This window comes from Anabaena sp. WFMT, assembly GCF_051781005.1.
Taxonomy (GTDB): Bacteria; Cyanobacteriota; Cyanobacteriia; order Cyanobacteriales; family Nostocaceae; genus Anabaena.
Genome location: NZ_JBPWOA010000026.1, coordinates 363,564 through 388,766, shown reverse-complemented (window position 1 = coordinate 388,766; position 25,203 = coordinate 363,564). Strand labels below are relative to the sequence as shown.

Here is a 25,203-nt window from a genome sequence, read left to right as displayed (position 1 = left end):
ATAAAAGATTTACACATGAAGTGATAATTAAATTATTTCTCAGGCAGTAGAACACTTATGCTTATAGAGGTTTTCCGTAGGATGAGAACATACCGTTATCATAAAATATGGCTTAGGCCACGCTACGCTACAGACACCAAAGAACTTTCAAACCTGTTCCCTGTTTTGCGTTATCTACTATAAGCATCCAAGGTGCAGCTAATTATTTTATGATACTAGCGCTAAATTCAGAGATTAGTGCAGAAAGACGGAAGGTCTGAGGTGGTTTTTTTAGGGTCTATGCGCTACTAAAACGTTAAAGCTGTCAGGTGTAGAGTCTATATCATTTCCAAAAAGTGATGATGTAGTGCTTATACACGGCTCACGCCAACGGTAGGATCATGATCGAAACTGCAACAATATACAGCAGAATTAAGGCTTCGCTGTGAGCCTCAGTCGAACGGAGTTAGGAATAAAAGTATGGGTGTAGCATAGCTTTGTGATCATATTTTGTCCCTTATCTACCTGCTATCTGCTGTATTAAAAAATGTGGATCAAATAAAATGCCAAACTTGAATAGCATAGTAACGTACCATTTTTTTGCAAAAGATGCGTTAGACATTGTGCGATCGCAGCTATAACTATCGGTACAGCCAGGTCATATTGTCTATAATTAGTCCTTTAAGCTTTATCTTCTAACTCTGTTGCTATTACACTTAATCAATTGATTATGCAACCACCCATTACAGTTAGTACTGTCCTGCAAAATCGTTACCATATAATTCACGTTCTTGGACAGGGGGGATTTGGTAGAACCTATCTTGCAGAAGACCAGAGGCGCTTTAACGAACTTTGTGCGATTAAGGAATTAACGATCGCAGTCAAGGGAACTGCTAGTGAAAAAAAGGCAAAAGAGTTGTTTGAGCGAGAAGCTGCGACTTTATATCAAATTGAGCATCCACAAATACCGAAGTTTCGGGAAAAATTTGAACAAGACCAACGCTTGTTTTTGGTGCAGGATTACGTTGCTGGGAAGACTTACCATACTTTGTTAGCTGAACGCCAAGCTGTTGGTCAATCTTTTTCAGAGACAGAGGTTTTAGAGTTGCTGAACTCTTTATTGCCAGTTTTAGAATACATTCACGGCTGCGGGATTATTCATCGTGATATATCACCGGATAATTTGATTTTGCGAGACAGTGACAAAAAACCTGTGTTAATTGATTTTGGGGTAGTTAAAGAACTAGCTACGCGATTATATACGCCGAATCAAAACCAGGTAACTACTGTGGGTAAAATGGGCTATTCTCCCAGTGAGCAAATTCAATCAGGCAGGGCTTATCCTAATAGTGACTTGTATGCACTGGCAGTAACGGCCATAGTTTTGTTAACGCTGAAAGAACCGACAGATTTATTTGATGAAACTAAACTGAGTTGGAATTGGCAGCAATGGGTAACGATTAATCCGCGTTTTGCTGAAGTCTTACAGCGAATGTTAAGCTATGTTCCGAGCGATCGCTTTCAAAGTGCAGCACAAGTGCAATTAGCCTTGCAATCACTAGATCAACCCCATGTTCCTCAAACCAATACATCCTATGTACAAACTCTCGCTGTTGGTAATAGTCCGCAACCGAAACCAAGATCACCTCAAAAACCTCGTCCTGTAATTTATCCTCAACAAACTAGTCCAAAACAAACCAGTTCAATCCTCGATAAACCGTTAGCAATTGGGGCTATTGGCAGTGCTGTAGTTATTTTAGCGGGATTTGGTTCTTGGGCAATAGTCAAGTCTCTTCGCAATTCATCCCAACAACCATCAGCAGGAACATCTGTACCTCAAAATTTTCCCTCACCAGTAATTCCTGATACTACATTTACACTGTCACCTACACCTACACCCACTAATACCCAATCTGTTGTATATCAAAAACGCCTGAAATTAGGTAGATTTAATACTGCTACAGTCGAGGATACTCTTAAAGTAAATGACATAATTCAATATAGTTTTGCGGCTCAAGCTGGGCAAAAATTAACGGTTTCCGTTGACCAAGGATCTGGAATTTCGCTAACAGTGCTAACTCCCAATGGTCAACCAATTGATGGACAATCTCAACCAGTTACATCATTTGAAGGCATCTTATTAGATAGTGGTAAATACATTATTCAATTAAGTCTGTCAGAGGGAGTGGCTGAAAGTTATTACAGTCTCAGTGTTGCTTTATCAACACTAACTACACCTACAGAGACACCAACACCAACGGAAACTCCTACACCTACAGAGACACCAACACCAACGGAAACTCCTACACCTACAGAGACACCAACACCAGCGGAAACTCCTACACCTGTAGAGACACCAACACCAACGGAAACTCCTACTACAGATGTAGAGAACAATAATCAATTACCTGAAACAACATCAACACCAGGATTTGATCAACAAAATTAACGCTAAATTATAAGTAGTCCCTGCAAGAAAATTGCAGGGTAGAATTTTAAGTAAGAAACAGTAATTCTTGGTAAATAAATTGTTAAACACATTACTAATTACAGGGACTGATACGGACGCTGGCAAAACTTTTTTGACCACAGCCTTGGCAGCTTATCGGCAAAAATATTACCCTCAAAGCAGCTTGGGGATTATGAAACCGATTCAATCTGGTGTCGGTGATAGTGAACTTTATCAGACTCTTTTTACACTAAATCAGTCGCCAGAAGAGATTACACCTTTGTATTTTCAAGCACCTCTAGCTCCACCAATTGCAGCAGCTAAGGAAAATCGTACTATAGATTTAGCTTTGGTTTGGCAGACTCTACTCAAGTTACAAAAGGAACGTGATTTTTTGTTGGTGGAGTCTTTGGGAGGATTGGGTTCACCAGTTACTGATGAATTGACAGTAGCAGATTTAGCGGGTGAATGGCGTTTACCAACGGTTTTGGTTGTGCCAGTAAGATTAGGTGCGATCGCTCAAGCCGTGGCTAATGTAGCATTAGCTAGACAAACTAAGATTAATCTGCGTGGGATTATTCTCAACTGTACTCAACCCCGCACAGAAGCAGAAATAGCTGATTTAACACCACCGCAGTTAATTCAATCATTTACTCACATCCCCGTTTTAGGTTGTTTACCTTATTTAGAAAATCCCACTGATTTAGATAAACTTGCTGAAATTGGATCTAATTTAGACTGGGAAATATTAACGTAAGTTGCTAGTTAAGGAAACTGTCAGATATGGCTAACGCCAAGCTACGCTAACAGGATTTCCAGGATTTAAGGATGAACAGGATGTGGCTTTAGAGAACTCCACAACAAGAAATGCCCAATGTCATTCTGAACGGAACGAAGTGTAGTGAAGAATCCTCCGAGATGCTTCGTTTCGCTTTGCTACACTCAGCATGACAAAACAGGATCATTTATTTTGTGGCTTACTCTTAGGGACTTCCAAGAAATAAACTATCCCGATTAACGTATCCCTTACGGGAGCGTTAGCCATACCGCAGAGGCGCAGAGAAGCCAGTGCGTTGGGCGGGTTTCCCGACTTGTAGCAACTGGCGCGACACGGAGGAATAAGGGTTTGAGTAGTCACTGAGCTTGTCGAAGGGTCGAAGTGAAATTTTTTACGTTAGGTAGTTGAGTGTTTTTTATTTAGAAGTCCCTTACTTGAGAACATTTGATGGGTTAAGGAACTTATGTGGGTAAGATGGAAAATGACACCTGTAGCCTAAATTTATCTAAGTATATAAAGTTTGGTTACGCAATTAAACATTTCTGGGAAAATTGGTTCTTCAGGATCTAATTCTGTTCTCCTGTTATTTAAACCCTATGCAAAGTGTCATTAATACTCCATCTCCTTGGCAACAACTAAAAAAGGGAGAAATTGACTGCCAACAAGCAATCGGTCTTTTGTTAAATGAGGCAGGAAAACTTAACCTTGAATTATTAGATATAGAAGTCAGTTATCGGTTTTTTAAATTATTTCCTAATCCCCAAGAATTACCTCCAGTCGTTCCCCTCATACTTTGGCGTAACTGTTACTATTTGGGGAGTCCAGTGACTCTGATACCAGATATAGTAAAGAAATTGTGCGATCGCACTTTCACTGAAATTAAAATTATTCCCATTAGTGAAAAAAGCTATAAATCTTGGTTTCTGACACAAAAACTCGACCTCAATAAAATTAGTGCAGATTCATTAATTAATCCTCTCACCAAAGAATCGGAAATAGAAAATATTTCTGAAGTTGCAGAACTCTATCTCTCCAAAGCATCTGACCAAATCGAAAGAGTCAAAACCCTTTTCAGTAGTGCCTTACGCAACCGCGCTAGTGACATTCACCTTGAACCAATGTCAGAGGGTTTAAGAGTCCGCTATCGCATTGATGGCGTACTGCGGAATATTACCACTCTCCCTCTAGAAGTGAGTCGGAGAATAGTTGTAGCCACCAAAGTCATGTCTGAACTAGATATTGGTGAAAGCCGTCGCCCTCAAGATGGACGCATTAGCCAAAAGTATGCAGTCGGAGATTCATCAGAAGTGGGATTAGATATGCGAGTTAGCACCCTTCCCTGTGTCGGTGGGGAGAAAGTGGTCATCCGCTTACTACCCCAGCGTAATCCCTTCTCTGATATCACCAAACTCGGCTTTTCCGCATCTGCATTGGAGACTTATAAAAGCTGGTTAAGCCAACCACAAGGGATGATTATCCTCACAGGGCCAACTGGTTCAGGTAAAACCAGCACGCTATACACCAGTTTGCAAGCAGTTGCCACCGAATCAGTTAATGTCGTGACAGTGGAAGACCCAGTAGAATATGTCCTATCAGGTATCACCCAAACCCAAGTCAACGAAGCCGCAGGTATGACATTTGCAGCGGGTTTACGAGCGATTCTCCGCCAAGATCCTGATGTAATTATGTTAGGAGAAATTAGAGATCATGAGACGGCAGAAACAGCCGTTAGAGCTGCTTTAACTGGACATTTGGTGTTTACCACACTCCACACTAATGATGCTGTAGGCACAATTCCCCGTTTAAAAGATATTGGACCAGATCCAGGTTTAATCAGCGATGCTCTCTTAGGTATTGTTGCCCAACGTTTGGTGCGTCGAGTTTGCCCCCATTGTACAGAACCCTACACCCCCACAACAGCAGATTTGCAAAAACTGGGACTAGAAGCAACACCGGCTACAACCCAAGGCTGGCGACGAGGGAAAGGTTGTCCTAGATGCTTTGATTCTGGCTATTTAGGACGAGAAGCAATTGTGGAATTACTAGATGTAGATGATAGGGTGAGAGAGTTGATTTATGAAGGAACAATGACTCAGCTACATTCTTATCTCAAGGAGATTAATTTTACTTCCTTTAGTGTCTCTGCTGCCCAAAAGGTAACAACTGGAGTGACAACATTAGAAGAAGTGCTAAGGGTTTTGCCTCATAGTGCTTTATCTCGCAAATATTCTGTCTGAATAATTATGGACTTAAAGAAGAAATTCCGTAAGAATTCAGGAGTCAGGAGTCAGGAGTCAGGAGTCAGGAGAAAGAAGAAAGAAGAAAGAAGGAAGAAGGAAGAAGGAAGAAGGAAGAAGGAAGAAGGAAGAAGGAAGAAGGAAGAAGGAAGAAGGAAGAATATTTTTCTCTTCTGTTCTCTGCTATATCAAACATTATGTATCCTGAATCCTTACGAAATCCTCTGTTAACTCATGTTTTGAGACTATAGACAGATGGAATATGTCTTATGGAGTAAGATAAGCTAAAGTGATAAGTATTCAGGATAGAGAATACAGAAGTCAAAAGAATAAAGGCTTTCTAAGTCAACTTTGATGATTTTGATAAAATTTAACTTCTCTCTATTCTTCATTTCATAAGCATTCTGACTCCTGACTCCTGAATTCTTACGCTAAAGTCAAATCTATTTATATTTAGTTGTGTTCACAATGATTTCTACAATCCCAAATTCTTCTACTGAAAATCTTGCTAATGTACGGTTGCAAATTCGCTCATTACAACCGCAATTAATAGAATGGAGACGACGCATACATCAAAAGCCAGAATTGGGTTTTCAGGAAAAATTAACATCTGAGTTTATTTCCCAAAAATTGCAAGAATGGGGAATAGAACATCAAACAGGTGTAGCTAAAACTGGCATTGTCGCCATTATCAAAGGTGAAAAATCTCAGCATGGTAAAGTTTTAGCAATTCGTGCTGATATGGATGCTTTACCAATTCAAGAAGAGAATGAAGTTGCTTATTGCTCACAGCATAATGGGGTGATGCACGCCTGTGGACATGATGGTCATACTGCGATCGCACTGGGAACAGCATACTATCTCCATCACCATCGTCAAGACTTTGCTGGAACGGTGAAAATTATCTTCCAACCCGCAGAAGAAGGGCCAGGAGGTGCAAAACCCATGATAGAAGCAGGGGTACTCAAAAACCCAGATGTTGAGGCCATTATCGGTTTACACCTATGGAATGATCTTTCTGTTGGTAAAGTAGGAGTCCGTTCTGGCGGTTTTATGGCTGCTGTAGACTTCTTTAACTGCACCATTTTAGGTAAAGGTGGACATGGAGCATTACCCCATCAAACCATTGATTCAGTCGTCGTTGCCGCTCAAATCGTCAATGCCTTACAAACCATTGTTGCCCGGAACGTCAACCCCTTAGATTCAGCCGTAGTGACAATAGGTGAACTCCACGCAGGCACTAGAATGAATGTGATTGCTGATACAGCCAGAATGAGTGGCTCAGTCAGATATTTTAATACCGATTTAGCAGGCTTCTTTAAACAACGTATTGAGCAAATCATTGCCGGAGTTTGCCAAAGTCATGGTGCAAATTATGAATTAGAATATATCAATCTTTACCCTCCAGTAATTAATGATGTCGGGATGGCAGAATTAGTGCGAAATGTAGCCGAAGAAGTTGTAGAAACCCCTTTAGGTATCATCCCAGAATGCCAAATTATGGGCAGTGAAGATATGTCATTTTTCCTGCAAGAAGTTCCTGGTTGCTATTTCTTTTTAGGTTCAGCTAATGCAGAGAAAAAGTTAAATTATCCCCATCATCATCCCCGATTTGACTTTGATGAAACCGCTTTAGTCATGGGTGTAGAAATGTTTGTCAGGTGTGTAGAAAAATTTTTACCTGAACAATAAAAATACAAAAATTTAGGAGTATGGTTTACACCTTGCTCCTTCCAGAAACAGAAGTTTTATTATCCAGGATAGGTTGGCGAGTTTTCAAGTCAAATTTGTGGCCATGGGGCAAAATATGCAGCTTCACACCACAAACAGCCAAGGGTTCATCTTTCAAGATTTGATCCATATTGTTATATGTACCTTCTGATTCATCAACAATTGTGACTGAACCCTCACCAAAGACTTCTATTTGCCCATCGGATACTACAATTGCAGTATTTTCATCAATACCAAAGCCTAAAACTACAGGCTCTTGTACCAAAGCAGTAATTAAACGTCCCAAACGTCCGCGTTCAGAAAAATGCTGATCGATGACGACACCAGGGAGAAAACCAAGACCAGGCCCCATTTCCACAATTTCTAATCTGGCGCTGGTTTGGGAGTCACCTTCCACAATCATTTTATCTGGCATCACAGCAGCACCTGCACTAGTCCCAGCGACAACAGCACCTTCAGAATGTTTTTTGTGAATGGCTGCATCAATTTCAGTGTTTTTGAGAATACTGGTAATCCGCGCTTGGTCTCCCCCAGTAAAAAAGATACCTGTTGCTCTATGAATTGCTTCTAATGCTGTAGATGAGGATGCATCTTCACGGGTCTCTGTATCAATAATACGAACTTCTGAAGCTCCTAAACGTTCAAATACTTCAATATATTTCGCTCCTACTTCTCTAGGTAATTCGGTTGCGGCTGTCATAATTACAATGTTTGCTTTTACACCTCCAGCCCGGCGGACAAACTCTCGTAAAATCGGTGCATCTCCATTTTTTTCTTCAGCACCACCAATAATTACTAATTGTCCTTTATTTTGATTCTCAGACATAACGTCTCCTGGTTTGAGTTATCTAATTTCAATAAAACATGATGTGAAAACAATAAAATCTTTCGTTTGGTAGATTACATATAACGGTGAATAGGGAAAAGGTAATAGGTGAAAAATAAATTCTTCTTCTTCTTCTTTTCTTGTTCCCATACTCTGTATAGGAATGAATTATAGAAGGCTCTGCCTTCCTTTTGTGACAGATATAGGCAGAGCCTTGTGATAGCATTCTCAGTCGGAGACTGGGAACGATATCTGGTAAGGATTTAGTTTTAAGTTGAGACTCATGAGCATTGTGCTTTATCCCTACTAAATTCTGCTGTGATGTGGTTAAAATTATGCCCTGAGATAGCTGAAATTATCATTCTGTGTAACTAAAATTTAGCTATAAATACAAAAAAGTCAGAATTTAAATTTCAGGGTGTTTAGAGAAAGGTTGATTATCAATGATTCAAGCACAAAGCAGCGATGTCATCCGCATCAATGCCAGAAAAACTGATGTCTTCGATATTTTTAATTTAAAATATTACATTGGACCAAATCCCTATTTAGATAGGAGTGCATTAATTTTTGATTTTGCTTTAACTGGATTTGGAGAGCCACTAAAGATAGAAGAATATGTTTTTGATATTAGCAAGATGTATTCTCACTTAGGCAAGCAGACATATAATTCCTATGCTGATTTGTTTGCGCGTGTTGTTTCCGAAGTGGGAAAATTAGATATGGGTTTGCATCTCAATCACTGGAGTGTCAAGCCTGAGCATGATTTTGTCAGAATTAGCATCCAATCACTACATGAACTGACAAGTAGAGCAGTAGTTTATTTTGTTTGGGATTGGTGGGAAACTATTACTCAACATGAGGAATTTTTGTTTGAGGAAGGGTTGATTAAACTGCAAAATAGATTCCGTTTATCTGCTTACGGTGGACCTACAGTTTACGCTTTATTCCAAACGGCTTATAACCAAGGTATTCCCGCTTTCTATTTATGGGAAGAGGGATTAATGCAATATGGTTTTGGTAGAAAACTGGTGCGGGGAGTAGCGACTACTTTTGATAGTGATAGTCATATAGATTCAGAATTTTCTACTCGCAAGGATGACTGTAAAGAATTTTTACACAAATTGGGTTTCCCGATTCCAGAGGGCGAAATTGTTTTTTCTGAACAGGAAGCTGTGGAGGTAGCAAGAGATATTGGCTACCCAGTTGCTGTTAAGCCGGTGGTAGGTCATAAAGGAATTGGTGTAACTCCTGACGTGCATAATTCTAGAGAGTTGGCATCGGCTTATAGTAGAGCGTTGATAGCGATTCCTGAAGAACAGCCAACGCGAATTATTGTAGAGAAAAGCATCCGGGGAAAAGATTTTCGCTTACTGTGTGTTAATGGTAGATTTATTGCCGCTACAGAACGCTGTCCAGCATCAGTTACGGGTGATGGTTCCGCAACTGTTAAAGAATTAATTAGACGGGAAAATCGCAAACCAGAACGTTGGGATACACCAACTTCACCGATGAGTAGGATTGAGATTGATGAGGCGCTCGAAAGGTATATAGATGAACAGGGTTTGAGGTTAGATAGTATCATTGAGAGCGATCGCACTGTTTATTTGCGTAAAGTTGCTAATCTGTCCGCCGGTGGCACAAGTATTGATGCTACAAAAATAATTCACCACGATAATATCATCTTGGCTCAAGATATAGCCCAATATTTTCGCCTCACTTGTTTGGGAATTGATATCATTGCTGAAGATATTTCTGAATCTTGGAAAACTGGTAACTTTGCTATCTTAGAAATTAACTCTGCACCGGGAATTTTAATGCATCTTAACCCGGCGATGGGTGAAAGTGTTGATGTTCCTGCTCAGATTTTGTCAACCTTTTTTCAATCTGGTAGAGATTCCAGAATTCCCATTATCACTTTTAATCAAATCTCTATCAATGAATTACAAGAAACAATTGATCACATTCTTTCACAACATCCTGAATGGACAATTGGCGCTGTTTGTCGTCAAGGAACGTTTGTCAATCGTTCCAAAAAGGTATTGCAAAAAGATTACAACAGCAATGTCCAAATTTTGTTACGTAATCCCAAACTTGACCTACTCATTGTTGAATACTCAGAAGATATCCTGGAAGAAGATGGGATGTTTTACCAGGGGAGTAATATTGTCGTATTGGATAATCCCAGTGAAACTGAGATGATGTTAATCAGAGATATTTTTGATGATTCAATTGAGGTGATTAAGAAAGAACAAGAGGTTTCTATTCGCCGTCAAGGATTAATTGAAGATTACGCTTTGGGTGATGATGAGCCTTTTACAAGGGTTTATTTGAAAGAAATTAGCTCGATTTTGTAACCAAAAATTGAAGCAGGAGTCAGTAGAGGTAAAGCGCAATGCTCATTGTTGTGAACTTAACGTGAAAACGTTGTAATGACGTTATCTCAAACTTATTCAATTCTCGTTCCCATACTCTGTATGGGAATGAATTCTAAAGGCTCTACCTTCTATGACTAATATTACGCTGTGCTATCAGTTACAGTAGAGGCAGAGCCTCTCTGATGGCATTCCTAGTCAGAGACTAGGAACGAGATATTTTGTAACCAAAAAGTAATAAAAAATATTCACTTAACTCCGGTGGGTTATGCATACTTCGACAAGCTCAGTACAAGTCTTGCCTGCCCTTTAATCATAATCATAATCTGATTCATATATCTCAACTTCTGTTGAAGGTGTAGCATCAGATAAATCGAAAGTATCATCTGTGAAGCGGATGATTTCTCCAGAGAAAAAATTTGCCAGACTTTTAGCCGCATTTGCCACTTCCTCATTATCCCAAGTTGGCACAGGTGCTTGGGTTGGCGGGGGTGATAGGGTTTGGACGGGGGCTGTGTTAGCTGCTACAGGTTCAGTTTTTGTTGGTGCTGGTGGTGGGGTTTGTTGTGGTTGGGGCGCTGGTGCTGGTGTTAGAGGTTGAATTTGTTGGTTGTAGCTGGGTGTCGTTGGTGGCTGTTGAACGCGAGTAGAATCTTGCGGGGGAGGATTTTTTCTGGCTGAGGTGGAACCTGATGAAGTTGCTTTTTCCAGATTGACTTGGATTTCACGCTGAAAAGTCTGCTGAAACGCAGTTGTAATTATAGGCAGATCCGATTTACCTTTTTCATACCATGCTTGTTTAATAGCAATACGAGCCAAAGCGCCATCAAAGTCTAGAAGTTGGCTCATTTGACGTAGCATTTCTCTCCTGGAGGGTGGTTGGAGGTTAGCAAGTACCTGTTGCCAAACTTGAGTTAAGTCATACTCTGATCCTGCCGCGACTTCCTGCAAAGGTGCGGTTTGATGTGTCACTGTTGGAGGAGTAACATATACAGGTTCTGGTAGTGGTGTAGCTGCTGCTGAATTGTGATTAGCTTGGGTATAAGCTGGTGGTGGAGTAGCTGCTGCTGAATTGTGATTAACTTGTGTATAAGCTGGTGGTGGAGTAGCTGCTGCTGATTGATAGTTTGGTTGGGTATAAGTGGCTGGTGGTGGAGTAGCTGGTTGGTAAGAAGTTGGAGATACCGCAGGTGTATTTACTTGCTGAGGAATACTGGGCGCTTGTGGCTGAATATTTGCACTGGGTAATAAGCCGAGTAATGTGACTTCTAACCACAAACGGGGCTGGGTGGTATTTTTTAGTTGGACTTCTGCGGTTCGGAGGTGTTGCTGTCCGCGCAAAATGGTGGTTATGTCTAACCTTTGGGCAAAGTTAATTAGTGTTGTCCAGGTTTGTTGAGTACAAGCAACTAAATCTTGACGATTTGGGGCTGTTTTGGCTATGAGTAAATCTCGATAGAAGGCGGCAAAATTTTGGAGAATTATGATGGGTTCTCTGCCGCGATCTAGGATTTGCCTGGTAGAGTCTAGGACGATTTCGGAATTATCTTGAGCGATCGCATCTAACAAACCCAATAAATCTTTTTCACTGACTGAACCCACTAAATCCCACACTTGATCTGGTGTCACTTCCCCAGCAACTAAAGCTAATTGATCTAGTAAACTTTCAGCATCTCGCAAGCCTCCCTGAGCAAGTTGTCCTACTAAGGTGACAGCATCACCAGAAATATTAATATTTTCTTGAGCAGCAATATGGTTTAAATGCTTCACCATCGCATCTAACTGAATGCGTCTAAAATCAAATCTTTGACAGCGAGAAATAATTGTTGGTAATACGCGCTGGGGGTCGGTTGTCGCTAAAACAAAAACAATGTGCTTAGGTGGTTCTTCTAATGTCTTCAGTAACGCATTGAATGCTGCGGTACTTAACATATGGCAGTTATGGACTAGAAGCCCGTTAGCTACAAAGTTATGATTATCCTCAACTTCAATATCATAGACTTGCTCAACTCCAGCGAGGTGAACAGATTCGACCTTCTCCAAATTTGTAGTCCATTGCGGGTATGGAATATCCACATTCACAGGGGATAGTATCTTCACACCTTCTTTTACGTCTCTTGCTGGTATCCATCCCTGCTCTGTTCTGATTAAATGATTACCTGTACATCTGATTTCGCGGTTAGTGGTTTTGATGACAAAGGTTTGCTTTTCTCCTTGGTCTAACCAACGAACAATTTTTTTGAATTCCCACTTGCCAGATGAATCATTGTAACTAAGGACTTTCTTGCCTTTAATACTGGGGTTATCAATGCGAACAAGCCCTTCGTCGGTTAAAACCAATGAGTCTCCTGTGAGGCATTCATCAATTACATAAACCTTGTACCGACACTGCACAGGGGCAAATTGTGCCTTTTCAATTAATTCTCTGATATTATCGACACCAGTGTTACTAGCAGCGTCGATTTCTATGACATCGAGGGAATAGCTTTTAGCAATGCCTTGACAACTATCACAAACTCCACAGGGTTCAGCAGTTGGTTTGTCACTTTTAAGACAATTTAACGATTTTGCCAAAATTCGGGCGCTAGAAGTTTTCCCTGTACCTCTGGGGCCAGTGAATAAATAGGCAGGGGCAATTTTAGATGAGCCAATCGCATTGGTGAGGGTAGTAGCGATCGCTTCTTGTCCCACCAATTCAGCAAAACTTTTCGGGCGATACTTGTGGTGTAGGGGTTCGTAAGACATGGAGAGAAATTTCAATGCCCTTGATAGTTAATTCGTAGCACCCAGTCGAGTTCGGGGTTTAACTATTTTAACAACTCATGGCAATTTCCCCTTGAGAAAAACTAATATCAGGAAATTTACTTAGCATAAATAAATTAATGTAATTTTTGTGATTTATAGTTCCTGGACTCCAGTCGAGAATGGATAGCGGCTTGTCCCCCACATCGCTAAAATTTTAGAAGCAACACTCAATGGTGCAGCAGATGCTCAAGCGGCTAATTCAGTGGCTGAAAAAATTTTTTCAGCCGTTCTTTCCTAACAAACAAAATTTCATTCCAGTCACAAAAGATGTGCAGAAAGAAGTAGCACCACCGCTGAGTGATACGGATTTAGAATTTCTGTTTACAGAACTTTTGGCAGGAGTTCATCAAGCTAGAGGCCAGGCTTGGGCGCAAAAATGGTTACACAAAATTGAGCATCGCGTCACGACTCAACGGTGGCTAGACTGGTTAAAACAGTTTAGCGAAAAATTATTAACATCTCGTACACCCAATAATGAATTAGCGGCGCGGTTAGTACAGCTAGGTGAATTAGACATTGGTGAAATTGGCGACCTTGCCTATGATATTGGAATGCAGTTGTTGACACGCAATCAAGGTGAACCGATTTGGGAATATGACGGGCCAGATACTATCAGCCAAATTACTTCAGCGCCACCAATCACCTATGTAGTATCAACAGAAGCAGATGATGGTAATTTTCTAGAGGAAGAATACCAAACTCTGACCTGGGATGAATTGTTTGTGATGTTGCAGGAGGATCAAAACCTCCGTCAGCAAATTGCCCAAGATTTGGCAATTGAAACTGATGATCCAGAAATTATTATCCAGACACTCTTGAATCAATCCCAGACATCTGTTGAGTAGCACTGAGTATTGAGTATTGAGTATTGAGTACCGAATAGTAGGAGTAATTTCTGTTTACTGATAAAGTTTTGTATAGTTTTTATTACTATATCAACGCAGTCTAGGTTACTTGCCAGGTCTGTTAGGTGATTCATGATTTTTTTGACACAACGATGGCTACAATCTAGGAGAAAGAAAATCCAAGAATGTGGCAAATGCTCAGGTGGCTATTGCAGTGGCTTAACAGTTTTTTGAAGTACCCTTTTGACAGTCGTCGGACTCATGATGCCGACGCTGAGAAGGGATACAGGGTGGTAAACTCTCCACCCGAATTAACCAATGCGGATCTGGAAGTTTTGTTTAACCAGCTGCTGGAAGGTGTGCATCAAGCACGAGGACAACAATGGGCGCTGAAGTATTTGCAGCGAATGGAACCTCGGATTACTGTTGAGCGCTGGATAGATTGGCTGCTGATATTTGGTGAAAAATTGTTAGCTTCACCAGCACCAAATAATCAGATAGCAACGCGGATGGTGCAACTAGGTGAACTAAATGTCGGCAGAGTTGGTGAACTTGCGGCTGAAATTGGCATCCAATTATTGAGGCGTGATTTCTTAAATCAAGAGTATGTATCAAATCCTGAACCAGTAGAGGTGACAGCCGCAGCAGCAGTAAAGCCACTGGTAGAAGAGACTCCTGGGCAAAAATTGCTTCGAGATTTGGGTGAAAAGTTATGGGAACATGATCAAGGCGAAACTGTCAATGCCTCAGCCGCATCCCCAATATTGGAGCAAATATGGGTTAACTCAGAAGAGTTGAGTTATGAAGATGTCCAAGCAGATCTATCTGAGGCTGTGGTTTTTGAATATGTTGGAGAAGAAGCTTCAACTGTTGAGGAATTAGAAGAAGTTGCAACTTCTTCTTTGACAGAGAGTTGGGATCGATCGCTTGTGAATTTAGAGCCGCAGGTTGCACACACTCTAGATGAGTTGGTGGTGCGGTTGGAGCAAAGTACTAATTTAGTTCAACAACTGGCTTCGGAACTAGCAATCCGTGAAAGCCAAGCCATTATTGAGCGACCATCGTTTCAATTGACTGTGACTAACCAAGCTCAAGCATGGTTTTACCAAGGTTTACAGCAAGCTAAATCTGGGGATTTATTGGGAGCGTTGGCTTTTTATAACCAAGCTACTAAACTGCAACCAGAAGATTATGAGTATTGGTTTAACCAAGGGTTGACACTATTTCATTTACAACGGCTCACCGAAGCGATCGCTGCTTATGACCAAGCTCTGAGTCTAAAACCTGATTTCCACAAGGCCTGGTACAACAGGGGGGGTATTCTAGGGGAGTTTGGAGACTTTGATAATGCGATCGCTTCTTTTGATCAAGCTATCCAATTTAAACCCGATTACCAAGAAGCTTGGTCTAGTCGCGGTTTAGCACTGCTGAAGTTAGGACTAATTTGGGAAGCCATTTCTAGTTATGACCAAGCCCTGAAATTACAACCCCACGACCAGGAAACTTGGTATTACCGGGGGGTAGCCCTAGCGGTGGGTGAACAATACGAAGATGCGATCGCATCCTATGACCGAGCCATAGATATCCAACCCGACTATCACGAAGTTTGGATTGACCGGGGTGTAGTGTTATTTAATTTAAAACGCTGGTCAGAAGCCATTGAATCCTGGGATCAAGCCCTGGCAATTCAACCTGATGTTTACCTAGCTTGCTATAACCGAGGCATAGCCTTAGAGAACCTAGGAAGACGTGAAGAAGCCATCACTTCCTATCAACAAGCCATAACTATTAAGCCTGATTTTCACCCCGCCTGGTACAACCAAGCCGTAGCCCTATTTTACTTAGACAGATTTACTGAAGCGATCGCTTGCTATGATAGCGCCTTAGAAATCAAACTAGACTACTGGGAAGCTTGGCTAGGTCGCGCTGGAGCCGTTGCTAACTTAGTTAATGACAAATTATCCCTGAATATACCCAGTAGCATCGCCACATCCAATCCAGCCCTCAAACAGTGCGGCTATGAAGGTAAATTAGCCACATATCAAGAAGGGTTGAAATATCTTCGTCCCGATACCCACCCCGAAGGTTGGGGAAGATTGCATCTAGCAATGGGTAATACACACTATGAGCAAGGTAAAAAACAACCCATACCCCGCTATTTTTGGCAAAAAGCAGCATCTGAATACCAACAAGCACTATTAACTCTCACAGCCGAAGATTTTTCAGAATTGCATCTCGATGTTTTGCAATCTCTGACCAAAGTATTTTTAGGTTTAGGACAAACTGCACCAGCCCAAGAAATACAACAACAAGGACTAGATTTATTACAACAATTACTCAATCAAACAACCCGTCCTCAACAAAATAAAAAACAACTAGCTCTCAAATTTGCAGGCTTAAAGCAATTGGCTGTTGATTTAGCCGTAAATGTCGGTGATTTAGTAGAAGCTTGGGAAATTGCCGAACAAGGTAAAAATACCTGTTTAAAATTACTGCTTTCTGGTTGGAGTGATGAAATTTATTTCCCCAACTATGATGCAATTCAACAACTACTTAATCCGACAACAGCAATAATTTACTGGCATCTCAGCCCAGCAGCGTTACACACATTTATTATTAAAGATCAAGCCCCATCACCCATCTTGCTATTAACACCAATACAAGATGTAGAAGCCATACCTGAAGCAGTACAACGTTTAATTGAATTTGAAACCTGGTTAGAAGATTGGCAAAAAGAATATCAAGGATATCGCCAAAATCAATATCCAGAAGTTGACCACAATCATTCCTGGAATTTGGAGATGGAGCAGAGGTTATTAAAACTGCAAAATATTCTGAATATTTCCACAATTATTCAGGAACTTGAAGGTATCACTAACCTGATTTTAATTCCCCATCGTGATTTACATAAATTGCCTCTGCAATCACTATTCCCTCTTCATCAACCAGATTTACCAAATTACACCATTAATTATTTACCAAGTATTCAAATAGGGCTTGATCTAAAAACAAATTCATTATCAAATTGGCAACAACAAAAATTCCTGGGTGTAGAAAATCCCGAAAGCGTAGATAATAGCGAGTCTTCTGAGTTTGCATCGGTAATTGTGAGACAAATGTTTGATTATGCCCAACATATCAAAGGTACACAAGTCACTAGAGATAATTTAGAAAATGCTTTAGTGGCAGATTATAACATTTTTCATTTTACTGGACACGCTATTAACAATTTGAATGAAGTCCAAAAATCTGCTTTGGTATTAGCAGGTGAAGACAAGCTCACCTTAGAACAAATTTCTCAGCATACTTTCAGCAATTACCAGCTTTTTACACTTACGAATTCTGAAAATATTAGTACTAATAGTCAGAATATCAGCAGTGAATATGTAGGTTTAGCAACTGGTTTATTAAATGGAGGTGTTCCCTATGTAGTAAGTACAATTTGGACTGTAGAATCATCTGTTACGGCTTTAGTAATGATAGAGTTTTACCGCAGATTACTTACTCATCATTCACCAGTTATATCCTTAGCTGAAGCAACAAATTGGTTGAGAAATATAACGGTTGCAGAACTGATTGTATGGTATGAACATTTATTGCCTAATTTGCATCCAGAAGAATTACAACTCAGAAACTATGTAACCACACAAATTTATAAAAATAGCAAATTAGCATCTCACACACAGCCTTACGATAATCCTTATTATTGGGCAGCATTTATCATTACAGGATGTAATTGAACAAGGAAAGATTGAGTTGGTAACAAAGTCACCCTGATTCCATTAACAAAATGAAAAATGAATTGGTATTGCACAATAACCCTTTTGGTGAAATATTTTTTTCTGGGTTACTCACTATAGGATAAGAATTCGGAAGTCAGGAGTCAGGAGAAAGAAGAATATAATATTTTTCTCTTCTGTTAAGGGACTTCCAAATAAAAAAATGTACAAAAATTTCTTGTGGTGCGGGCATCCTCGGACTGAGCCTGTCGAAGTCTTGCCCGCAAATTATCAAGGACGGGCAGGATGCCCATCCCACAAGATTGGATAATTTATTTTCTGGTGTTCCCTAAGAGTTCCCTGCTATATCAAACATTCTGTATCCTGAATCCTTACATAGATAAAATTAGGACTTATGCAACAGATATCCCTTTCCTCTTTCTTTCTGACTCCGTTCAGCTGACGCTCACTGCGAAGCCTGACTCCTGAATTCTTACATTTTTATATTATGGTCAAAATTGGAAAAGTGAATTAGAAATGGTGTAAAGATTTTAAAGAACATGGATTTATTAACTTACAAAAATTCTTAACCGAACACTCCTAACTCCTGAATCCTGAATCCTGACTCCTGACTCCTGCTGTATATTGATATGTCACTCCGCACAGGGCAGCTAAAAATACCCAAAATAGGGTACTTAAGCGGATGTCAAAAGTTGTGACATCGACAGTATTAAATAATATCCAGCCGATAAAGGTGATGATATAACTAAAGAAGATTAATCTGTTTTCTAATTGTATATATTTTGAATGCCACAAAAGTTGAATAGCTGCAATTAAGATCCAAGCGAGTAAACTACAAAATAATAAAGTAGTAATCAAACCTGTTTCCGCAGATAACATGAGAAATAAGTTATGAGGATGATTGATATCAATTTGCATTTGTGCTTTGTAGAGTCCGCTAAAACTGCGTAAACCTGAACCAGTCAAAGGATGTTGTTGAGTTAAATTCCAGGCAAATTCCCACTGGGTTTTTCGCATCATGGCTACTGGTCTGTCGGGATACATATCATCATTGACACGCGCCCAGATAAAATAGGGAACGAAGCGACGGAAAAATTGTGCGATCGCTAAAGGTGCAAAAGCTGCTAAAAGAATACTAGTGGCCATACTCAAGAAACCAGCCACGAGAAGTTGCCAACCTTGATAGCAAGCATAAGCTACACAGGCAAAAACGGCTATTACCCACCCATTCCGCGAGTTAGTTAAAACTAAAGCCATAAAATTGGCAAATACAGCCACCGTTAAGAAGATGATGGGACGATAAGAAACTTTTAAGGGCGGATTTTTGACTTTAAGTTTTTGATAGTTTTCTAGCCATAACCCTAAACCTAAAATGAAAATAGTCACCAAATAAGCGGCTAAGGTGTTAGCGTGCATTAGCACAGAAGACATACGACCTAATGGTACTCCACCAGGGGAAATTGTGATATCTAAAAGAACCCACAAAAACTGTAAATTGAAAGTCCAGCCAAGAAATAATTGTCCAAAACCGATCATTACCACAGGTAAAGAACCAAATACCATAATCCAAGCGATTTGCCGTAATTGGGCAGATGTTTGAATCAGGGCAGTTAATCCCGCAAACACGAAAAAATAGGGTAATAAGTTAAATAACCCCAGGAAAGCTTCCATTTGGTGAGAAGCAAACCCGGTAGTTATCAACAACAATAAACTTAAAACTGCAAATCCTCGGTGCAAGGGACGACGGCTAATTGTGCGGTATTGTTTAGCCCACGTTATTAATGCGGCCAAAGAGATAGTTACAGCCCCCAAAAAGGGATTGAGAGGAAAGACAAGCAACCCAAATTGAAGACAGTTCCAAGCGGGTTGCAAACTAGAGTTGGGATGATAAAAAGCCTTGTTCAAGCTGGCTCCCAACATTCTGCACGGGTGAGACGAATTTGCGCTAGGGTGAAGATAGTAGGAATAATGCGACCGTAATTAGTAGCGATCGCTCTCCAACCCAAATCCGCTAAAAACCAACCCCACATCATCGGTCCGATCAAGGCAAACATACTGCGAACAGCACCATAACGGGCAGCACTCATCGTCATCCCTTGTTGCGCCATTTTTACAGTTACATAGCTTTGAAACTGTTTACTCGCCACCTGTGTGCCTGTAATTGCTGCTTCTTTAGCCACTTGATAAGTAGCAAAGTGGATAGCAAATTGATGGGCAATCTGTTTTAAAACAAATGGTTGCAGAACTGAAGTTACAGCCAAGGCACTACCACCTTTGAAAATTAATCCTAAAGGATCTTTTTGTAAATATAGGGGTAATGGTTGTTTAATATCGGATTTAAGCAGGTGACTTTGTAATCTTACGGTCAATTTTTGCTTCTCTTGTTCTGGCAGCTTTTTCCACACCTTTCCTAAAAGATGTAAAAAGACTTCTGCTTCTAAATCAACGGTTGCTAAATTGTGATAATAAGAAATTTTCAAATACTTACATACTTGAATTAACACTTGTCGATATGTTACTTGACAAGTGCGTCCGCGTAATACAGTCATCCCATCAGCCCCTAGAAAGCGAAAACGATCTTCTATTGCATTTAGCCAAGCTTGACGATCTTGGCTTTGTACTTTGATCGGTTCAGGTGTGTGAACATAATCTAGGGGATTAAACTTGCGACTAAACAGAATTGCTGTTAAGTCTTGTAGTTCTTCTTCGGTGGCTAACTCCAGTACAGTCCTTAGTTCATCCAAGTTCCCATTCTCCGATACAAAAATGCTAACAATTGCTAACAATCGACTGCTTTACACTTAAATGCTAACATGGACAGGGTTGAGTCAAATATAGCCATTATATTCAGGACTTACGCAACCGACATATTTAGTATGATGCATCAGATGCTGAAAATCTAAAGCTGCGAGGCTAGAAAAAGTATTTGATTTTTAAGGATATCAAGTTTTGAAGGATATCAAAGCTTAATTCTTGCGTATTCAATAATTCATGAATTACCGCTATTTTTGTTATTTTTTGCGTAATTTCTGGCTCAGTTAAAATCTGCTGTATCAATTAGTTAAGCCAGAAAATATGAAAAAATTATGGCCAAATTAAATCTAGACGTGTTTGAGCCTGTTGGAGTGCTTTTTCTGGAGATTCTCCCAGTAGGGTTGCTTCTATAGCTCTACCTAAACTATCAGAAATACGACTATATCCAGCGATGGAGGGTGAAGAACGTGCTACGGGTAATTGGTCAAAAAATACTTTTAATAATGGTTTATTAGCAATAAATTGCTGATAAGTTTGACTGCGAGCAGCAGTAAATGTCACTGGTAAAAAACCTGTTTTTATACTCCATGCTGTTTGAAATTCATCACTTAACACATACTCCAAAAATTTGAGTGCAGCTTTTTCTCTAGCTGGTGATGATTTCATCGCAAACAAACTTGCAGTACCTGTGACTGTTGCAGGTATCACTCCTGTGGGTACAGGAAAGACTTGATGATCAACTTCAGACTTCATGATTAATGTCCAAGGTCCAGTAATCTGCATTGCCACACGACCATTCAGAAAAGCGTCTTCTTCATAACCTCGTTCTGGAGCAGAAAGCATCACTGACCCATCTTTGATCAGGTCTTGCCAAAATTGTAAAGCTGCGATCGCTCCAGGATGAGTTAAATTCGGTCTATTATTAGTAATAATCTCTCCCTCAGCACCAAACAAAAAGGGCAACCAACTAAAAACAGTCCATCCTCCTTTTCCTAAAGGCAACAATATTCCATACTGTTCTGGTCGCTTATCTCCGTCTTTATCTATAGTTAATTTCTTAGCAACTGCTCTCAATTCTTCCCAAGTTTTAGGTATTTCTGTAATTCCTGCCGCTTGAAAAAGCTGAGGTCGGTAAAAAATTCCAATATTACTAGTGTGCATAGGAACAGACCAAATATGACCATCTATCTCCATTCCTTTTAATAGATTTGGTCTAATATCTGATTTTATTTCTAACTTTTCTATCCAATCATCTAAAGGTCGAATAGCTCCTAAATCAACAAATTGCCCAGTATATTCTGGATAGAATAAAAGCATATCTGGCAGCACATTACCAGCAAATGCAGTTAATATTTTTGGTAATTGAGGTTCAGGTTCAAAGATAGCTTCAACCTGAATATCTTGATGATTTTTATTAAATTTTTCTACTAATTTGTAGAAATAATCACGATTTTCTGGGGGATTTATAGACTGCCATAGTGTCAGATGAATTACTTGATCATTTTGCTGTGATATTCGCTGACAACTAGATAAAGATATTAGACACAAACTCAGCATAATTCCTAAAATGACCATCTGCCGAGTAGAATTAAATAATTGACGGCAAAAATTTCTAATAGGGGATAATAATAAGTTCATTTTCATGTCTGGCAGTTATCCAAAAGATAAATTAATTTCACAAAATATAATGAAGTAATAAAAATCATTTATTTAAGTTAGGACTAAAGCTGCGTGTCACACCAGAAATCTATTGTAGGGTGCGTAAGTCCTGTAAGTAATCAATCATATTCATTGATAGACCACTTGTTCTATCAATTTTTCTAACTTCTTAGCACAGCTAGTTTCACTAAAAAATTGTGCAATTTCTTCAGAGCGATTAATCTTCTCTTGAGGAATTTTTGCATAATCAATAATAGCAATTGCTAAAGCATCTACATCATTAGGTGGTACTAGAGTTCCACATTTCAATACTTCAGAAATTTCCCGTGGACCGACTGGACAATCACTAGTAATAAAAGTTACTCCACTAGCTACAGCTTCTACAAGTACCATACCAAATCCTTCATAATGAGAAGCAAGTATCACTGCTCTAGATAGTGAAAAATAAGCTCTAGGATTAGGAACAGCCCCGACAAATAAAACAATATGATTAATTGCTAAAGAAATTGCCAGGTTTTGCATTTCTGTTTCTAAATCACCATCTCCTAGTAAAATTAACCGGATGTTGGAGTGATATTGACTAGCTTGAGCAAATGCTTTGAGTAATGTTTTATGATCTTTTTGAGAATGAAATCTAGCAGCAGATACAAAAGTAATTAAATCATGGTTTTTTAACCAAGACTCTGCACTAGAATTTAAAAGTTGATGATTTGGATCAGGTATTGCTGGATTATAGCATATTGCCATGTAAGTAGGATTTAAGCCAATTTTTAAGAATCTTTCATATAAACTCTTGCAAACAAATACTAGTCCACTGGCTTGGTGAAGACTACGCAAACTAATCAAATTATCAATATTTATAGATAAATTTTGGAATAGTGCTATCAACCAATTGGCTTGGCTTTTGCTTTCGGCTTGTAACTCAGAAATGAAATCAGTATGAATATAGCTAATATATGGAACTGATAAACTACCAGGGATGCGTTGAGAAAGATAAAAAAGTTTCGTTATAAATGCAGTATGGCAAACAATAATATCTGGTTTTAAGCCAGAAATTATTTTACTTAATTGGATAGCTATCCATATTTGGTGTATCGCCCCACCAATGTAAAATGAACTACCTGCAACTTTCATGATTATTAGTTTTTCAGCAGATTCAAAATTTACTAGCCATCGTGAATCTAAATCAGTAAATACTACGGTAGAGACTTTATGACCTGCTTTTGACTGCGACGAAATTAAAGAATTAGCAGTCTTTGGCGCTCCCCCAATATTACTCAAAACTAGATGACAAATATTCATACTTGAATGTAAAAATTATAAGTTCTTCATTACCTAAATATGTGAAATTTAGCCAAGGGACTTCCAGGAAATAAATTATCCAATCTTGTGGGATGGGCTTACTATGGCTAACGCCACGCTACGCTAACGACAAGCTCAGTACAAGTCTAGCCCGTCCAGGTTTTTCGGTCTAACCCACAAGAATTAATTGAATACTTTTGGCTCTTTGGAAGTCCCCAAAAATATCTCAGGAAGCCGACCCTGTATAGAAAATGAGAAATAATTTTGAACTGAACATAATTACCAAAAATTTAGTTAGATGAGGACATTTCTTCTAAAAAACTTTTAGTAACACTACTTTCTGCTCTTGTGTAAAGATAAGTTTCTGGTTCAGTAAGTTTTTCTGTTTTAAATATTTTTTCTGCTCTACACCAAAACTCTGTATCTTCTACGTAAGGAATATCATTAAATCCTTGCAATTCAAAAAATACACTCCTTTTGCCAAAAAAGGTTGGTCCTACAACACATTCTTTCAGATTAATAGTTTTATCGCGTTGAAAATAATCAACAACCCAAATTTCTCCTTCGGTAGCGAATCCTCCTTCTATTAAATCCAACTCTGGATGAGATTTCATATATTTGATTCTCGATTCTAGATGACTTTCTAAATATGAGTCATCGCTATCAATGAATGTTATGTATTCTCCAAATGATGCTTGAATGCCCGCATTTCTTGCATAACCAGGCTTTCTATTTTTATGCTTAAAATAACGAATACAATTAAATTCTTGAACATACAAATTGACAATATCAAAAGTATTGTCTTGGCTGCCATCATCAACTACAATTAATTCCCAATTCTGAAAAGTTTGATGAATAATACTATCAATACACTTATTTAAGTATTTTGCCCTGTTGTAGGTAGGTAGGATGATTGAGATTTCTGGAATCGGTTCAAACATTACACTGTTCATAATCATAAATTATTGTAATTACAGTTTCAAAAAAAGTTACTCTGGTAAATTAACCTTATTTTTCAATGCCGCTACGAGTGTAAAAAGGATATTTTGATTAAAACCTGTTAGCCGGCAGGGAAATCTTTAGGATACTCTGATACTTTCCCGTTCCCATAAAGCTAGATGTCTGATAGGATAACCTTCTATCCAGTCTTCTATGAATGCGATGGGTGGAGCAAAGTTAAATGGCTCTTTCTGTAAATTCAGCAGACGAAATGATCCAGTTGGGATATCTTCATTCTCGGAGTTAGAATGAGTGGATGTGAGTAAGTATTTAATGTCACTTCTTAAAAAGTTCTCAATCACTGATAAAATGTCATTATTAGATAAGTGAAAAAGGCAGTCCCGGCAAAGCCACATATCAGCCTTTGGTAGAGCTTCCTGAGTTATATCTAAATAGGTAAAGTTGTGATTTTGACTACCATAAAGTAGTTGATTACCATTTATTAATGATTCTACAATATCAGCACCGATGTATGTAATTGGTTTTTTCCAAGAAATCATTCTGAACCAGTTGAAATCTCCACAGGGGGCATCCAAAATTACTTTGATGCCTAATTTATTGACTAACTCAGGAATTTCTTTACGGATATTCTCCGTATATTCAATTGTTGATCCTGGACCAGAAACGCTTTCTTCATTGCCCCATAGGTTATCTGTGTAATGATGCTCAAATATTTCTTTTGTATTAGTCACGATGGCGATATTTTCAAGTTTGTGTTGCATGATTT

The 25,203-nt window shown here is 39.3% G+C and carries 16 protein-coding genes; 8 read left to right on the top strand and 8 right to left on the bottom strand.

Going from position 1 to position 25,203, the window contains the following annotated elements:
- The first annotated feature begins 709 nt into the window (after positions 1-709).
- The 5 genes from ACSQ6I_RS18550 to ACSQ6I_RS18530 all read left to right on the top strand — a co-directional run bounded on the left by ACSQ6I_RS18550 (position 710) and on the right by ACSQ6I_RS18530 (position 7,135).
- Positions 710-2,428 carry a protein kinase domain-containing protein gene (locus ACSQ6I_RS18550; protein WP_438891766.1) on the top strand — a complete coding sequence of 573 codons (1,719 nt, stop codon included), beginning with the start codon at positions 710-712 and terminating at the stop codon, positions 2,426-2,428.
- Between the two features lie 79 nt (positions 2,429-2,507).
- On the top strand, positions 2,508-3,185 hold the full coding sequence (gene bioD, locus ACSQ6I_RS18545; RefSeq protein WP_438891765.1) for a dethiobiotin synthase: 678 nt from the start codon (positions 2,508-2,510) through the stop codon (positions 3,183-3,185).
- A gap of 617 nt (positions 3,186-3,802) precedes the next feature.
- Complete coding sequence (locus ACSQ6I_RS18540) at positions 3,803-5,443, top strand: GspE/PulE family protein (RefSeq protein WP_438891764.1); 1,641 nt, start codon at positions 3,803-3,805, stop codon at positions 5,441-5,443.
- A 6-nt stretch (positions 5,444-5,449) separates the two neighbouring features.
- Entirely contained in the window at positions 5,450-5,674 is a 225-nt protein-coding gene (locus ACSQ6I_RS18535) for a hypothetical protein (protein ID WP_438891763.1), read from the top strand.
- A 237-nt stretch (positions 5,675-5,911) separates the two neighbouring features.
- Positions 5,912-7,135 (top strand): M20 metallopeptidase family protein, encoded by a 1,224-nt coding sequence (locus ACSQ6I_RS18530; RefSeq protein ID WP_438891762.1) that lies wholly within the window; start codon positions 5,912-5,914, stop codon positions 7,133-7,135.
- A 25-nt stretch (positions 7,136-7,160) separates the two neighbouring features.
- On the opposite strand, the gene ACSQ6I_RS18525 is transcribed toward ACSQ6I_RS18530, so the two are convergent.
- Complete coding sequence (locus ACSQ6I_RS18525; protein WP_438891761.1) at positions 7,161-8,000, bottom strand: cyanophycinase; 840 nt, start codon at positions 7,998-8,000, stop codon at positions 7,161-7,163.
- Between the two features lie 443 nt (positions 8,001-8,443).
- On the opposite strand from ACSQ6I_RS18525, the gene ACSQ6I_RS18520 reads away from it, so the two are divergent.
- Positions 8,444-10,354: an acetate--CoA ligase family protein gene (locus tag ACSQ6I_RS18520; RefSeq protein ID WP_438891760.1), complete on the top strand. Its 1,911-nt coding sequence runs from the start codon at positions 8,444-8,446 to the stop codon at positions 10,352-10,354.
- A gap of 327 nt (positions 10,355-10,681) precedes the next feature.
- Here ACSQ6I_RS18520 and dnaX read toward each other — a convergent pair whose 3' ends face one another.
- Positions 10,682-13,117, bottom strand: coding sequence for a DNA polymerase III subunit gamma/tau (gene dnaX / locus ACSQ6I_RS18515; RefSeq protein ID WP_438891759.1), 2,436 nt, complete (start codon positions 13,115-13,117; stop codon positions 10,682-10,684).
- 230 nt (positions 13,118-13,347) lie between these two features.
- On the opposite strand from dnaX, the gene ACSQ6I_RS18510 reads away from it, so the two are divergent.
- Both ACSQ6I_RS18510 and ACSQ6I_RS18505 read left to right on the top strand, forming a co-directional pair.
- Positions 13,348-14,022, top strand: a complete 675-nt coding sequence (locus ACSQ6I_RS18510) for a hypothetical protein (protein WP_438891758.1) — start codon at positions 13,348-13,350, stop codon at positions 14,020-14,022.
- A 185-nt stretch (positions 14,023-14,207) separates the two neighbouring features.
- A complete protein-coding gene (locus tag ACSQ6I_RS18505; RefSeq protein ID WP_438891757.1) occupies positions 14,208-17,762 on the top strand; it encodes a tetratricopeptide repeat protein in 3,555 nt (1,184 codons plus the stop codon).
- Between the two features lie 579 nt (positions 17,763-18,341).
- Here ACSQ6I_RS18505 and ACSQ6I_RS18500 read toward each other — a convergent pair.
- From ACSQ6I_RS18500 to ACSQ6I_RS18475, 6 genes are all read right to left on the bottom strand, one after another.
- Entirely contained in the window at positions 18,342-19,682 is a 1,341-nt protein-coding gene (locus ACSQ6I_RS18500) for an O-antigen ligase family protein (RefSeq protein ID WP_438891756.1), read from the bottom strand.
- The gene (locus ACSQ6I_RS18495) at positions 19,664-20,506 is read right to left on the bottom strand and encodes a YaaW family protein (RefSeq protein ID WP_438891755.1); all 843 of its coding nucleotides are present in this window, start codon (positions 20,504-20,506) and stop codon (positions 19,664-19,666) included. Before ACSQ6I_RS18495 ends, ACSQ6I_RS18500 begins: the two co-directional genes overlap by 19 nt.
- Before the next feature lie 340 nt (positions 20,507-20,846).
- Entirely contained in the window at positions 20,847-22,160 is a 1,314-nt protein-coding gene (locus tag ACSQ6I_RS18490) for an ABC transporter substrate-binding protein (protein WP_438891754.1), read from the bottom strand.
- A 144-nt stretch (positions 22,161-22,304) separates the two neighbouring features.
- Positions 22,305-23,477 (bottom strand): glycosyltransferase, encoded by a 1,173-nt coding sequence (locus ACSQ6I_RS18485; protein WP_438891753.1) that lies wholly within the window; start codon positions 23,475-23,477, stop codon positions 22,305-22,307.
- A gap of 290 nt (positions 23,478-23,767) precedes the next feature.
- Entirely contained in the window at positions 23,768-24,430 is a 663-nt protein-coding gene (locus tag ACSQ6I_RS18480; protein ID WP_438891752.1) for a glycosyltransferase family 2 protein, read from the bottom strand.
- 126 nt (positions 24,431-24,556) lie between these two features.
- Complete coding sequence (locus ACSQ6I_RS18475) at positions 24,557-25,198, bottom strand: hypothetical protein (protein WP_438891751.1); 642 nt, start codon at positions 25,196-25,198, stop codon at positions 24,557-24,559.
- Positions 25,199-25,203 lie beyond the last annotated feature (5 nt).

Coding starts and splice junctions, on each gene's coding strand:
- ACSQ6I_RS18485 (WP_438891753.1), bottom strand. CDS start 23,477: ATGAATATTTGTCATCTAGTTTTGAGTAATATTGGGGGAGCGCCAAAG.
- ACSQ6I_RS18525 (WP_438891761.1), bottom strand. CDS start 8,000: ATGTCTGAGAATCAAAATAAAGGACAATTAGTAATTATTGGTGGTGCT.
- ACSQ6I_RS18550 (WP_438891766.1), top strand. CDS start 710: ATGCAACCACCCATTACAGTTAGTACTGTCCTGCAAAATCGTTACCAT.
- ACSQ6I_RS18475 (WP_438891751.1), bottom strand. CDS start 25,198: ATGCAACACAAACTTGAAAATATCGCCATCGTGACTAATACAAAAGAA.
- ACSQ6I_RS18510 (WP_438891758.1), top strand. CDS start 13,348: ATGGTGCAGCAGATGCTCAAGCGGCTAATTCAGTGGCTGAAAAAATTT.
- dnaX (WP_438891759.1), bottom strand. CDS start 13,117: ATGTCTTACGAACCCCTACACCACAAGTATCGCCCGAAAAGTTTTGCT.
- ACSQ6I_RS18505 (WP_438891757.1), top strand. CDS start 14,208: ATGTGGCAAATGCTCAGGTGGCTATTGCAGTGGCTTAACAGTTTTTTG.
- ACSQ6I_RS18500 (WP_438891756.1), bottom strand. CDS start 19,682: ATGTTGGGAGCCAGCTTGAACAAGGCTTTTTATCATCCCAACTCTAGT.
- ACSQ6I_RS18530 (WP_438891762.1), top strand. CDS start 5,912: ATGATTTCTACAATCCCAAATTCTTCTACTGAAAATCTTGCTAATGTA.
- ACSQ6I_RS18490 (WP_438891754.1), bottom strand. CDS start 22,160: ATGAAAATGAACTTATTATTATCCCCTATTAGAAATTTTTGCCGTCAA.
- ACSQ6I_RS18535 (WP_438891763.1), top strand. CDS start 5,450: ATGGACTTAAAGAAGAAATTCCGTAAGAATTCAGGAGTCAGGAGTCAG.
- ACSQ6I_RS18540 (WP_438891764.1), top strand. CDS start 3,803: ATGCAAAGTGTCATTAATACTCCATCTCCTTGGCAACAACTAAAAAAG.
- ACSQ6I_RS18520 (WP_438891760.1), top strand. CDS start 8,444: ATGATTCAAGCACAAAGCAGCGATGTCATCCGCATCAATGCCAGAAAA.
- ACSQ6I_RS18480 (WP_438891752.1), bottom strand. CDS start 24,430: ATGAACAGTGTAATGTTTGAACCGATTCCAGAAATCTCAATCATCCTA.